At 63.2% G+C, this 12560-nt stretch carries 11 protein-coding genes; 3 read left to right on the top strand and 8 right to left on the bottom strand.

Features of this window, described 5'->3' with window-relative positions:
* Positions 1-6: 6 nt before the first annotated feature.
* The 5 genes from ACVIJ6_RS06460 to ACVIJ6_RS06440 are packed head-to-tail and all read right to left on the bottom strand — an operon-like array spanning position 7 to position 4300.
* A complete protein-coding gene (locus ACVIJ6_RS06460; RefSeq protein WP_456771995.1) occupies positions 7-1233 on the bottom strand; it encodes a glycosyltransferase in 1227 nt (408 codons plus the stop codon).
* Between the two features lies 1 nt (position 1234).
* Positions 1235-2221 (bottom strand): glycosyltransferase, encoded by a 987-nt coding sequence (locus ACVIJ6_RS06455; RefSeq protein ID WP_456771994.1) that lies wholly within the window; start codon positions 2219-2221, stop codon positions 1235-1237.
* Positions 2214-2735 carry a serine O-acetyltransferase gene (locus ACVIJ6_RS06450; RefSeq protein ID WP_456771993.1) on the bottom strand — a complete coding sequence of 174 codons (522 nt, stop codon included), beginning with the start codon at positions 2733-2735 and terminating at the stop codon, positions 2214-2216. The genes ACVIJ6_RS06455 and ACVIJ6_RS06450 overlap by 8 nt, the downstream gene beginning before the upstream one ends.
* 21 nt (positions 2736-2756) lie before the next feature.
* Complete coding sequence (locus ACVIJ6_RS06445; RefSeq protein ID WP_456771992.1) at positions 2757-3758, bottom strand: glycosyltransferase family 2 protein; 1002 nt, start codon at positions 3756-3758, stop codon at positions 2757-2759.
* Positions 3755-4300, bottom strand: a complete 546-nt coding sequence (locus ACVIJ6_RS06440; RefSeq protein WP_456771991.1) for a serine acetyltransferase — start codon at positions 4298-4300, stop codon at positions 3755-3757. The genes ACVIJ6_RS06445 and ACVIJ6_RS06440 overlap by 4 nt, the downstream gene beginning before the upstream one ends.
* A gap of 240 nt (positions 4301-4540) precedes the next feature.
* Here ACVIJ6_RS06440 and ACVIJ6_RS06435 point away from each other — a divergent pair, with 240 nt between their 5' ends.
* From ACVIJ6_RS06435 to ACVIJ6_RS06425, 3 genes are all read left to right on the top strand, one after another.
* A complete protein-coding gene (locus ACVIJ6_RS06435) occupies positions 4541-5728 on the top strand; it encodes a glycosyltransferase family 2 protein (RefSeq protein WP_456771990.1) in 1188 nt (395 codons plus the stop codon).
* Positions 5729-5995: 267 nt separating this feature from the next.
* Positions 5996-7114, top strand: a complete 1119-nt coding sequence (locus ACVIJ6_RS06430) for a WecB/TagA/CpsF family glycosyltransferase (protein WP_456771989.1) — start codon at positions 5996-5998, stop codon at positions 7112-7114.
* A gap of 30 nt (positions 7115-7144) precedes the next feature.
* The gene (locus ACVIJ6_RS06425) at positions 7145-9523 is read left to right on the top strand and encodes a tetratricopeptide repeat protein (protein WP_456771988.1); all 2379 of its coding nucleotides are present in this window, start codon (positions 7145-7147) and stop codon (positions 9521-9523) included.
* A gap of 21 nt (positions 9524-9544) precedes the next feature.
* Here ACVIJ6_RS06425 and ACVIJ6_RS06420 read toward each other — a convergent pair whose 3' ends face one another.
* The 3 genes from ACVIJ6_RS06420 to ACVIJ6_RS06410 form a co-directional block, all read right to left on the bottom strand.
* On the bottom strand, positions 9545-10699 hold the full coding sequence (locus ACVIJ6_RS06420) for a hypothetical protein (RefSeq protein WP_456771987.1): 1155 nt from the start codon (positions 10697-10699) through the stop codon (positions 9545-9547).
* 107 nt (positions 10700-10806) lie between these two features.
* Complete coding sequence (locus tag ACVIJ6_RS06415; protein WP_456771986.1) at positions 10807-11448, bottom strand: polysaccharide biosynthesis/export family protein; 642 nt, start codon at positions 11446-11448, stop codon at positions 10807-10809.
* Positions 11449-11563: 115 nt separating this feature from the next.
* Entirely contained in the window at positions 11564-12409 is an 846-nt protein-coding gene (locus ACVIJ6_RS06410) for an ExeA family protein (RefSeq protein ID WP_012041317.1), read from the bottom strand.
* Positions 12410-12560 lie beyond the last annotated feature (151 nt).

Here is a 12560-nt window from a genome sequence, read left to right as displayed (position 1 = left end):
GCGGCATCAGCTGGCTTGGGAAGAACGCACATCGCTTGCGCCGGCTTCGAACAGCCGTTTGAGCTGCTGCGCCGAGGTCTCGATCTGGTGTTGCGCGCGGACGCGGGCGTAGGCCGCTCGTCCCATGGACTGGAGCTCTGCCGGGGTGCTGTCGAGGCAGCGGCGTATCGCCGCAGCGAGCGCTTCAGCATCGCCGGCCGGAACCAGCCAGCCGTGCTCCCGGTCCCTGACAAGCTCGGGAATCCCTGCGACATAGGTCGAGATGACCGGACGGCGCAGCGCCATCGCCTCCATGATCACGACCGGCAGCCCCTCCGCAAAGCTCGGCAGCACCAGCGCGCGCCCGCGCAGAAGGTGGGATCGCACCTCCGCCGAGGTGGCCCAGCCGGTGATGCGGATGCGGTCGGCAAGCCCATGCTTGTCGATCAGCGCAGCGATCTCGTCGCGGAGCTCGCCGTCGCCCACCAGCGTCAGCGTGAAGTCGACATTCGCCTCGGCCAGCCGCCGCGCGGCCTCGATCAGGATCAGCTGTCCTTTCTGCTCGCACAGCCGGCCCACACAGACGAGGTCCCGGCTGTCGTCAATATCGGAGCGCATCTCGAAGTCGATCTGCTCCAGGCCGCAGCGGACCACCTGGATCTTGCTCCAATGCGCGTGCTCGACCAGGCGCAGCAATTGGCTGCGGCCGAATGAGCTGATCGCGACGACAAAGGCGGCGTGGCGAATCTTCGCCGCAAGCCCCAACAGCGGTGCCTTGTCGAACTCCTCGGGCCCGTGCAGCGTGAAGCTGAAGGGCGGGCCGCCAAGCGCGTGCACCAGCATCGCCACCTCTGCGGAGTTGGTGCCGAAATGGGCATGAACATGCGCGACGCCGGCCTGGCGCAGCCAGCGCAGGATCAGGCAGGCCTCGGCCAGATACATCAGGTGATAGGGCAGGGACCGTTCGGCCCGCCGGGCCATGCGTAAGGCGAGCAGCAAGCCCCGCGCGAAGGCGCGCGGCCGCGTGACCGCTGCTAGGGCCGTGGCCATCGCGATCGCGACGGCGCCCTCCTGCAGGACGTAACGCGTCCTCGCGCGCTCGGCGAGATCCGCCTCATCCACCAGGTCATTGTCCCAGCCGCGAATGGAGATTCGCGTGACCTCCAGGCCCTCGCGCTCCAGGGCCAGGATTTCACGGCGAATGAAGCTGTGACTGACCTTCGGATATTGGTTCACCAGATAGGCGATGCGCATGTCACTTGTACTCGATCAGCCGCCCGTGACGGCCCAGGAGCCGGTTGCGAAAGAACAGGAGCTGCCCCCAGGCTTCAGGAAAGCGCGATAGCTGCTCGAAGAAGGCAAGTTGCAAGCGGGTGCGCCAGGGGCCCGACATTCTGCGGCTGCGACGAAGGATCTGCGCAGGGTAGATCAGCAGCAACAGCAGCGCCAAGGGACCGGTCAGCAGGAGTCCGGCCAGGACGGCCGACGGAATCAGAATCGCCCAGAGCAAGGCTCTGCGCGATTCCCAGACCCAGTGCCGCTCGTCGGTTCTGCCGTGCAAATGGGTGCCTTGGGCAAACGCGTAGCCGCTGCGGGCCTGCCGTCGCCACCATTGCGAGAAGTGATGCATGGCCGCGTCGTGCAGCGTCATGTCATGATCAAGGCGCCAGATCTTCCAACCCAAGGCGCGCAGCCGGACACAGAGCTCGGGCTCCTCGCCGGCAATCAGATCGTCCCGATAGCCGCCCGCGGCCTCCAGCGCGTCGACCCGCATCATCACGTCGCCGCCGCAGGCTTTGGCCTCGCCCACCGGCGTATCCCATTCGCGGTCGCAGATCAGATTGTAGATCGAACGCTCCGGAAAGCGCTCGCGGCGGCGGCCGAAGGTGGCGCAGACCTGCGGATGTTCGACGAGATAGGTGATCGCGGCGGCCGGCCAGTCATGCTGCAGCTCGCAGTCGCCATCGACGAACTGAACGAAATCGATCTCGGGTGCAAGCTGGCGCAATCGCCGCATCCCGGCATTGCGGGCGCGCGCTGCCGTGAACGGCAGGCTCATGTCGAGCGCGACGACGTGGATGCCGGCCTGCTCGGCCCAGGCCACGGAGCCGTCCGTCGAGCCCGAATCGACATAGACGATCCGGGCGGCGCCATGGATGGAGGTCAGGCAGCGTTTCAGCCGCTCACCTTCATTGCGGCCGATCGCGACGACGCCGAACGCGCGAGGGGCTGGGTCAGTCATCTGAGGCGGACTGCGTTCGGCGCGGCTTGATGATGGCGGGCACGCCGACGGCGATCGAGTCGTCCGGGACGTCGGTGATCACGACGGCATTGGCGCCGATGACGACGTTGTTGCCGATGCGAATCGGCCCCAGCAGCTTGGCGCCAGCGCCGATGTCGACGTTGTCGCCGATCACCGGCGCGACTTTCTCCTCGACGCGGCGGAGACCGATGGTGACGCCGTTCCTGATCCGGCAATTGTCGCCGATGCGCGTGTAGCCGCTGACGATGATGCCGCCGAAATGATCGATCACGAAGTTGCGGCCGATCTCAGCTTCGCAAGGCAGCTCGATGCCGGTGAGGATCTGGATCAGCTTGAAGCACAGCTTGTAGAGCGCCGAGAAGAACTTGCGCAGCAGGGCAGGACGGACCCGGTAGCGCCATCGGCCGAAGCGATAGACCAGCATCGCCCAGAATCCTTGGGCGCCCCAATCATGGTCATAGACCTGCAGGTCGTGTCTGATATTGTCGAACATGCAAGGATCGTCTCTGCGCGCCTACCGCGTTGGTCTCGTCGCCCAGCCCGTCGGACCGAGCAGGGAAAGAGCAAGCTTCAGTTTCTGCAGCTGAGCATGTCGTGGACGATCCTTGTGGGGACGTAGGAGATCCTTGAGAAGGTCCAGACCGGCACCGCAGCAGGTCAGAGCGAGGGAGGCGAGCAATCCTGTCAGCCCATGGTGCTTGCGGAAATACAACATTTCGCTTTCGACCTGCAGTCGCGCAATCTGCCGTCCTGCGGCGGTCAGCCGGTCATCCGCCTTTGCGCTCTCGCCGCCGATATGAACGACCGTCGCATCACCGAAATAGGTGACCTGCCAACCTGCTTGCCGGATCCGGCGGCAGTGATCGACCTCCTCATAATAGACGAAGAACCGCGGATCGAAGAGGCCAACCTGGTCGATAGCCGATTTTCGTATCAGATAGAAGCAGCCTGGGACCCAGTCGCAGGCGCGCGTCCCGGCATGATCCCAGCTCATATCGTCGACCATCTGCACGGCCGGGAACAACCGTCCCAGTCCGTTCTCTGCGGCAAAGACATTCAGCGGCGTCGGGAAGTAACGGCAGGACGGCTGCAGCGTCCCGCTCTCGCCGACGAGGCGAACGCCGAGAACGCCGCACTTGAGCTGACCGTCCATATAAGCGAGCGTCTTCGTCAGCGTGTCCTCGGCAACGAAAGCATCCGTATTGAGCAGCAGGACGTAGCGTCCGCGGATGCGCGGCAGGGCCTGGTTGTTGGCGCGTCCGAAGCCGACATTGTTCGCATTGGCGATCAGCTCGACGTCCGGATATCGGCTCCGAAGCAGCGCCACCGAATTGTCTCGCGAGGCATTGTCGATGACGATGGTCTGCATCGTGAGCGACTGTCGCGCGGCAAACAGCGCGGCAAAGACGCGCTCCAATAGATGTTCCGTGTTGTAATTGACCAGAACGACGCTGATGTCGCAAATCGGCAACGTGGCTTCGCTCGCAATTGAATTGGTGTTCGAGACGGCGTTCACGGTTCACGCCCGCCCTGAGATTGTTTGCTCTGGTTGACGCCGAAAGCCGTGGAACCGGCGTCGACATCCCTGGTGATGACCGCATTGGCCCCGATCCGGGCATGCGAGCCAATGCTCACGGGACCCAGGATCTTGGCCCCGGCACCGATGTCGACATGATCGCCGATCCTCGGCAGCCCGCGGCCGTCTTCCACCGAGCCAACCGTAACCTGCTGAAACAATAAACAGTTTACGCCGATCTGGGCGCTCGGATGGATCACGATGCCATTTGGATGGGGGATCAGGAGGCCGCCGCCAATATTGCAATTGAGAGGGATGTCGGCTCCGGTGACGACGCTCCAGAAGCGGTGGCGAAGAACCAGAAACTTGCAGAAGATCGCTGCGAACAGCCCGCCGCGCGCCTGCCAATATTGATACCGGCGCAGCGCGAGCAGCAACTTCCGGCCGGGATCCCAGAATCTCTGCGGCCGCTCGCGTGACCAGTCGGCAATGGCGGATCTGTCATGGCCGCTCAAATGATCCCAGCTCCTATGCTCGATCATGCTGCGATCGGCGGAAGCCGCATCATGATCCTATCCCTTTGCTCGAGCATGAGGTTTCGGAGAACCGGTTTCCACTTTTCCGGATCATGCTCTAAGAACAGCGATCTGGCTTAGCGGCTGGTCGTCGTCCCGACAAGCCGTGATCGGCCTCGACAGGCCGATTGCGGCGAGCGCGGCCGGTGCCGTGATTTTCACGTCGGATCACCCGGTCGGCTCGTGGATGTTTTTTCGGATCGAAGGATGAGTTGGGTTTTCATTCCATTCCAGCTGTTGTCCGTTGCACTGGCGTGGGCCGTTCTCGTGCTGTTCGTTGAAATCGTCGCCGCTCACTTCGAGAAGAAGGGGGGCGCGACGAGGAAAGGAGCGCGCCCCCGCGTCGTCGTGCTGATCCCTGCTCATAACGAGAGCCACGGCATCGTTCCGACCATCAGCGATATCCGGTCGCAGGTCGGTTCAGGCGATCGCCTGCTCGTCGTGGCGGATAATTGCAGCGACGACACCGCGGAGGTCGCGCTCGCCAGCGGCGCCGAGGTCATTCGGCGGAACGACGCGCAGCACCGCGGCAAAGGGTTTGCGCTCGACTTTGGCCTTCGCAGCCTGGCCGCCGATGATCCGGAGATTGTTATCATCATCGATGCGGATTGTCGTGTCGACGACGGGGCCATCGACGTGCTGGCCCGCGTCTGCGGCGCGACGCAGCGGCCAATCCAGGGCATGTATCTGATGTCGGCCCCGCCGGGTGCGGCGGTCAATCATCAGATTGCCGAGTTCGCCTGGCGCATCAAGAACGATCTGCGCCCGCGCGGTCTGCGCGCCCTCGGCCTGCCTTGTCAGCTGATGGGAAGCGGCATGGCCTTTCCGCGCCGCGCGCTTGCAAGCGTCAACATCGCATCGGGCCATCTGACCGAGGATCTCGAACTCGGGCTGTTGCTCGCCGCGGCCGGCCAGGCGCCGCTGTTCTGTCCGGCCGCGCAGGTGCGCAGCGTGTTTCCCCTGACCGCAGCGGCCGCTCGGTCGCAGCGGCAACGCTGGGAGCATGGTCATCTCGCGATCCTGATCAGGCGGCTCTGCCCGCTCATGGGCGGAGCCCTGGTTCAGCGCAATCGCGATCTGTTGGCCTTGAGCCTCGATGCGGCGGTGCCGCCCATCGTGCTTCTCGGCCTGCTCACCCTCGTAGTCACGCTGGTCAACGGTGCCGCCGCCTTGCTGGGCGCGGGCAGCGCTGCGTTCCTCCTCGGCCTGGGAACCATGACGGTGCTCGTCGCGGCATTGCTGCTGGCCTGGAATGCGCGCGGCCGCGACCTCATCACCGCGAGCGGCGTCCGCGCGATCTGGCCTTATCTCGCAGCCAAGGTCGGGATATATGCCCAGGCCTTCGCCGCGGACAAAACATGGGTCAGAACCAAGCGCGGACGCGGTGAGGAATGAGTTCTGCAAAGCAGAACCGGGCGCGCATTGCTGAACGGAGACGTGGTCCAATTTTGGCTTTTTGAAGGCGCTGCGTATTGTATTTTGCTTGACCGGCCGTGCTCGCTGTCGTTTGGTCCCGACGATATTTTCAACCAATAGAAAGCAGTTCCTTTGCAGGCCGGGCCTTCAGCATCACAATTCGACGGCTCCGTCTCTTCGGACGATCTGGCTCGCGACGTCTACGGGGTCCTGGGAATCCCGATCGACGCGGTCGGGCTCGATGAGGTGGCCAATCGCATCGGTGCTGCTCTGCAGGGCGACGAGCCGTATCTCATCTCCACGCCGAACTTGAACTTCCTCGTGACCGCACAGACGGACCCGGCGTTTCGCGAGTCGCTTCTGATGAGCGATCTGTGTCCCGTGGATGGGGTGCCGATCGTCTGGATCTCGCGCCTGATCGGCATTCCGATCAAGGGGCGCGTCGCGGGATCCGATATTTTCGACCGGCTGAAGCTTGGGCCGCAGGGATCGGTGAAGGTGTTCTTGTTCGGTGGCCCGCAGGGTGTGGCGGAGACCGCCGGGCGCGTGCTGAACAGCCAGTCCAGTGCGGTGTCCTGTGTCGGATCGTTGTTTCCAGGCTTCGGCTCGGTCGACGACATGAGCAGCGACGCGATCATGGAATCCGTCAACGCCTCGGGGGCTCGGTTTCTGGTCGCTTCGCTGGGAGCGCAGAAGGGACAGTCCTGGCTGCTCGCCAACCACGATCGTTTGCGGATACCCGTCCGCTCCCATCTGGGCGCTGCGATCAACTTCCAGGCCGGGCTTCTCAAGCGCGCGCCTCTGTTCGTGCGCAAATCCGGCTTCGAGTGGCTGTGGCGCATCAAGGAGGAGCCGTATCTCTGGCGGCGCTATCTGCACGATGGCGGCGTTCTGATGCGCCTGATGGTGTCCCGCGTTCTGCCACTCGCCCTGGCGCTCGTGTTGCGGAGGTTGCGGGCAAAGGACCAATCCGGCTTGACCGCATCGATGCGCCAGATCGGCGATCGCGCACATGCGATCGAGCTGACCGGCCACGGCGTCGCGGAGACGGTCAAAGAGGCGGTGCCGCTGCTCCGCGCGGCGATCGGGCAAAGCAACGAGCTGACGATCGATTGTGCCCGGCTGCGGTCGATCGACGCGCGCTTTCTGGGCCTGCTCCTGATGGTGCGGAAATCGATGTTGCAGAAGGACGGCCGGCTGGTCTTCGCGAACAGCTCATGGCGAATCCGCCGCGCCTTCCGGCTGAACGGCTTCGGTTTTCTGCTGGACTCCGACGCGCGCCATGCAGTAGCGAAGGCCCGTCTCTCGCGGCGAGAGGACGACGATCAAGTCGCATCGCCGGCCAACTTTCAGGTATTTCAGTAACGTCGTTTGTTTCGGCCAGAGGGTTGTTCCATGGTCTGCGTAGGTAGCAAGCGGTATCTCGGTCGCATCGTCGCGGCCGCGCTCATCACGATGCTGGCCGGATGCGGGTCGCCTGAGAAGCGGTCGCAGGACTATTATGAACGCGGCATGGCGCTGCTCGAGAAGAACGACGATCTGAACGCGCGCGTCGCGCTCTCGACCTCCCTCAAGTTCAACAGCAACAGGCTGGACGCGCTCCGCGCTCTCGCCGGCATCGATGAGCGGCTCAAGGATACGGGAGCGCTGTTCCAGGTGCTTCGCCGCATCGTCGAGCTCGATCCGAAGGACTTCGACGCTCGCCTCCGTTTGGCCAAGATCCTATTCGCCAACAACGGCAACGACGCTGCTCTGAAGCTGCTGGATGCCGCCACCCCCGAGGACAAGGGGCGCGCCGACTATCACGCCCTGCGCGCGGCAGTCCTGTTCAAGGCCGGCGATCTGGCTGGGGCGGTGCGCGACGCGGAGCAGACGATTCGCCTTGAGCCCGGCAATTTCGACGCGCTGATGGTGCTCGCCAGCGCTCAGGTTGCGCGGGGCGACGTCGATGCAGCCCTGCAGATGATCAGCCAGCTGCCATCTGCCTCACAAGACGATCCGCGCGTTCTTGCCCTGAAGGTGGCCATCTATGGCAGGAAGCGCGATCTTGTGCAGACCGAAGCCACGTTGAAGAAGCTGGTCGACTTCAAACCCGAATTCCGTGAGCAGCTTGTCAACCTGTATGTCGAGCAGCGCAGGCTCGACGAGGCGGAAAAGGAGCTGCGCACCGCGGCGGCCGATAGCTCGGCCGATGTCGCCACCAATCTTCGGCTGGTGCGCTTCCTGGCCAGCTTCCGCAGTCCGGCGGCGGCGCAGGAGCAGCTGGAAAGCCGCATCAAGGCTGGCGGCGATGTCTTCCCGTATCAGATGTCCCTGGCTGATCTCGATTATCTGCAGGGCAATCTGGATCAAGCGACGAGCCTGCTCGAATCCGTCGTCAAGAGCGCTGCCCCGGATCGCGCCCTTGCGGCCAAGAACAGGCTTGCTCAGGTCTATATCAGGCGCGGCAACACGGATATGGCCAACAAGCTGGTTTCCGAAGTGCTGGAGAAGGACCGGCGGAACACCGGCGCGCTCAAATTGCGCGCCGCCATGCGACTCGATGCGGGGCAGGTGGATGGAGCCATCGCCGATCTGCGGGAGGCTCTCAACAACGAGCCCAAATCGCCCGAGTTGCTGTTGATGTTCGGCGCCGCCTTTGAGCGCAGTGGAAAGGCCGAGCTTGCTGCACGCCAATATGCCGATGCGGCGAAGTTCTCGAACTTCGCACCGCCTTTCGTGCTTCCCTATGCGGCCTTTCTCCAGGGCGTGCCGGACCTCGCTCAGGCCGAAACCGTCTTGCTGGAGTCGATCGCGCGGAACCCGCGCAGCCTGCCCTTGCTCCAGGCGTTGGCGCAGGTTCGCATCGCCCGCAAGAACTGGACCGGGGCCCTGGCGGTTGCCGATGTCATTCGTGGCGCAGAGGACAGCGCCGGAATCGCCGATCAGGTGCGAGCTGCGGCTCTGGCCGGCCAGAACAAGCTCGAGGCGAGCGTGGCCTCGCTCGAAGAGGCCCATGCTGCGTCGCCTGACGCCGTTCGCCCGGCCACCCTGCTGGTCGCCGCCTATCTGCGCTCCGGCCGGCCGGAAAAGGCAGAGGCTCTGCTCACCGACATGCTCAAGCGCCGTCCGGATGAGTCGGCACTCCTCCTGCTGATGGGACAGACGCAGTCGGCCAAAGGCAGAACCGACGAAGCCAAGACGATCTTCAAGCGGGTCATCACGCAGCAGCCCAAGAACGAGGCCGCATATCGCTCTCTCTCCGAGCTCTACGCCAACGAGAAGAGCTTCAACGAGGCGGCCAGCATCCTGAAGGAAGGGCTCAAGGAGAACCCCGACAATTTGAACCTACGGCTGAGCCAAGCGAGCCTGTCGCTCGCGCGCGGCGACAATGACGGGGCGATCGCGGCTTACGAGGCCGTGCTGAAGGACGACCCGAATGCGCTGCTCGCGGTCAACAATCTGGCCAGCCTGTTGCTTGACGAGCGCACCGACAAAGTGAGCCTCGACCGCGCCGTGCAGCTGGCCGAGCGGCTCAAGAGCTCGGATCTGCCGCAGTTCCAGGACACCTATGCCTGGGCGCAGGTGAAGCGCGGCAACACGGCCGAGGCCGTCAAGCTTCTCGAAAGTGTCATCGCCCGCGTGCCGAGCTTCTCGGCAGCGCGCTATCATCTGGCGCAGGGCTATCTCGCGATGGGACGTGCTGCGCAGGCCAATGAGCAGCTCAAGCTTGCGCTCGGCGCGGAACCGGATGGGACGCCGCTCAAGGACAAGATCCGCGCCGCGATCAGATAAGAGCGACAAGCCGGGGTCTGATCAATTATCGAGAGGGATGATGGTCGCCGTCTTGGCGACCGTGACCATCAGGCTGTTGGAGCTAGCGGCTCCGCCATTGGTGAGCGGCAGGCCTGTCAGCGGATCAAGCAGCGCATTTCCCGTCGTGGCGGTGCGGTGAAGATAACGGTAGGTGAACGACGCATTCCAATCGCGGGCGATCTGGTAGGCGTAAGAGACGCTGCCGGAGACGAAATCATTGGTCGCTCCGGATGAGGTCTGGCGGGACACATCGCCGGCAACGGAAACGCTCGAACGCGCATTGATCATCTGCGTGACGCCGGCACGGAACGTCGTCCGCTTGGTCAAGGCGCCGGTGATCGCAGGCGACGTCGTCTGCGCCGCCAGCACATTCAGCGTGGTGTTCTTGGTGATCCGGTAGATGGCGTGCGCGTTGGCGACGAAGCCCACCGAGGACCCGCCGGTCACAGTCGGTCGGAACGGGCCAGCGAGCGGGAAGACAGGCGTGCCGGCATCCGCCGTCGCGTAGACCGCACCGGCATTGGCGCCGTAGGTGAATACCGGAGAGAACGAGGATTCGAAACCGCCCGTGGTGGTCACCAGCACGACGCTCGATCGCGGCGTGGAGTCGTAGTTCAGCCACTGCGCCTGGGACGACACCGAGACGGTGGTCATCGGGTCGATGCGGTGGCTCCAGCTCGCTGCGGCGCTCGTATCGGTGAACTGCGTCCCGCTGCTGGCGGGATCGTAGGTCGTCAGCGTCGAGCCGACCGCGAAGGAAACCGTGTCGAGCGCCGAGAGGCTCCGCTGGATTCCGCCTCTCACCCCGGTCCGATTGACGTCGCCATGAACGGTGGTCGGCAGGCCGAGATCGCCGAGAACCGCGACCACGGCGCTGGAGCGCCGAAAGTTACCGTCGAGGAAATTCCTGTCGCCCGGCACCTTTCCCCGGTCTTCATAATGCGCGTTGATGCCGACCGAGTCGGATTCGGTCTGCGTAATGCCGTTGGTCCCGCCCCAATATTTCCGGTACCCGACGTCACTGTCGATGGTCAGGCGGGAGGTCGGGGTCACTGCGACGGCATTCGCGGTCACGGTGGTGTAGGAGCCGAAGGTCCCGCCCGCCAACATGTTGCGCATGAACAGATTGTCGTTGAACTCGACCGTCTCGCTCATCGTCGAGCTCAATGACCAGTCCCAGGCCAAAGCCGAGCGCGGCAGCAGCCCAAGGCAGACCGCAACGATGGGCGTAATCCGTTTCACCCGTGCGCCCTCGAACATGGTCACTCCAGGAAGCCGCGTTCCGGCACGATGATCACGTCGCCGGCCTGGAGCGAGATATTGGACTCAGGGCTCCCGCCCGACTCGTAGCTCTTGTAGTCGAACGAGAAAATCTGCTCGTTGGCGCCGGTGCCGCGGCGAACCTGGATTCTGCGCCGTGCGGCAAAGGGTCCCAGGCCGCCCGCGAGCGACAGCGCCTGCACCAGGGTCGTGGCCTGGCGAATGGCATAGGGGCCGGGGCGAAGAACCTCGCCGGTGATGAAGATCTTCGGCTTCAGATCATCTTCGGGAACGTCAGGCTTGGCCGCGTTGGTGAGCGCAACCGTCACCTCCAGCTCGCCGGCATCCTTGTAATTGCGCTGCAGCCTGCTCTTGAGCACGCGTTCCAACCGCTGTGGCGTCAACCCGCTCACCGTGATGTGGCCCGCCAACGGAAAGGCAATCTGGCCGTTGGGATCGACGATCACCGTGCGGTCGAATTTGGGGTCTTGCAGGACGGTGATCGACAGCGTGTCGCCCGGCTTGAGTGTGACCGGAGATACGTCGCTGCTCTGGGCGAAGCTTGCGCCCGCCGACATGAGCAAAATCCCGATCCATGCAATCAGTCTACGCATCGTCCGTTCAATCTGCCCGTGCAGACGCAAAGCAATTTTGTGTCAATTCCGCGCCCACTATGGATAGCGATGCCCCACGGCGCAAGCCTGAAGAGCCCTTGCGGCGCCGTTTGTGGGTTGGTAGTGTCCAGGAAAACCGTTGATACTACCTATACTTAGCGATTTTGGACGGCTTGTGCAGCGGCAAAATGCTGAACTGTTGCTTATCTGCAATAACGTCTTCGACGATGTCGCCGGAAATCACGTCGATGCCGTTCGCATATCCGTATACGAGAGCGGTGTCGCACAGGATGTTGATGGTCCGGGGCACGCCTCCGCTGGCTTCGGCGATCTTCGCCGCAGCGTCGAGGGTGAACATGATTCGGTCAGAGCCGGCCTCCGTCACCCGGAACGCGATATAATTCGCGACCTCGCTGGGGCTCAGCGGCTGCAGATGGAAGTCGGACGAGATCCGCTGGGCGAATTGATGAAGCTGCGGATTGAGCAGAAGATCGCGCAATTGCGGCTGGCCAACGATGATCAAATGCAGGATCTGGTGCTTGTCCGCATTGATGTTGGACAGCATCCGCAGATGCTCGAGCGCATCAAGACCGAGATTCTGGGCCTCGTCGATGATCAGAATGGCGCGGCGACGTCCCGTGTACTGACGATAGAGAAATTCCTGCAGCCTCTTGAAGAGCGTCGGATAATCACCGTCGAACGGCTGGTTGAACGACATCAGGATCCACTGCAGCAGCTCGTGACGGCCCTGCGGTGAATTCGAGATCAGTCCCATGGTGACGTTGGGGCTGAGCTTCTTCAGCAGGTGCCGGAGCAGGGTGGTCTTGCCGCAGCCGATGCCGCCGGTGATCACGGTGAACCCGGCATTGTTCGTCACACCGAATTCGAGCATGGTATAGGCCATGCGATGCATATTGCCCCAATAGATCAGGTCGGGGTCCGGTAGGATCGTAAAGGGCTTCTCGCGAAACCCATAATACGCCTCGTACATCGCTGTTCCTTGAAAGCCTGCGCCGTCTCAGATCATCCCTCTTCGCCATTGTTGGCGCCAAGTGATCTCGCGGTAATACAGCTTAACAAACTTATTGTGGTTCGGCAGCGCAATGGTCTAAATGTCATCCACTTTTTCATATAGAAATGGT

It is taken from the genome of Bradyrhizobium sp. USDA 4369 (assembly GCF_054056435.1).
The sequence above is the reverse complement of the archived record's forward strand: the minus strand, read 5'-3'. Positions and strand labels throughout refer to the sequence as shown.

Coding starts and splice junctions, on each gene's coding strand:
- ACVIJ6_RS06440 (WP_456771991.1), bottom strand. CDS start 4,300: ATGATCGAGCATAGGAGCTGGGATCATTTGAGCGGCCATGACAGATCC.
- ACVIJ6_RS06435 (WP_456771990.1), top strand. CDS start 4,541: ATGAGTTGGGTTTTCATTCCATTCCAGCTGTTGTCCGTTGCACTGGCG.
- ACVIJ6_RS06425 (WP_456771988.1), top strand. CDS start 7,145: ATGGTCTGCGTAGGTAGCAAGCGGTATCTCGGTCGCATCGTCGCGGCC.
- ACVIJ6_RS06455 (WP_456771994.1), bottom strand. CDS start 2,221: ATGACTGACCCAGCCCCTCGCGCGTTCGGCGTCGTCGCGATCGGCCGC.
- ACVIJ6_RS06460 (WP_456771995.1), bottom strand. CDS start 1,233: ATGCGCATCGCCTATCTGGTGAACCAATATCCGAAGGTCAGTCACAGC.
- ACVIJ6_RS06450 (WP_456771993.1), bottom strand. CDS start 2,735: ATGTTCGACAATATCAGACACGACCTGCAGGTCTATGACCATGATTGG.
- ACVIJ6_RS06420 (WP_456771987.1), bottom strand. CDS start 10,699: ATGAGCGAGACGGTCGAGTTCAACGACAATCTGTTCATGCGCAACATG.
- ACVIJ6_RS06410 (WP_012041317.1), bottom strand. CDS start 12,409: ATGTACGAGGCGTATTATGGGTTTCGCGAGAAGCCCTTTACGATCCTA.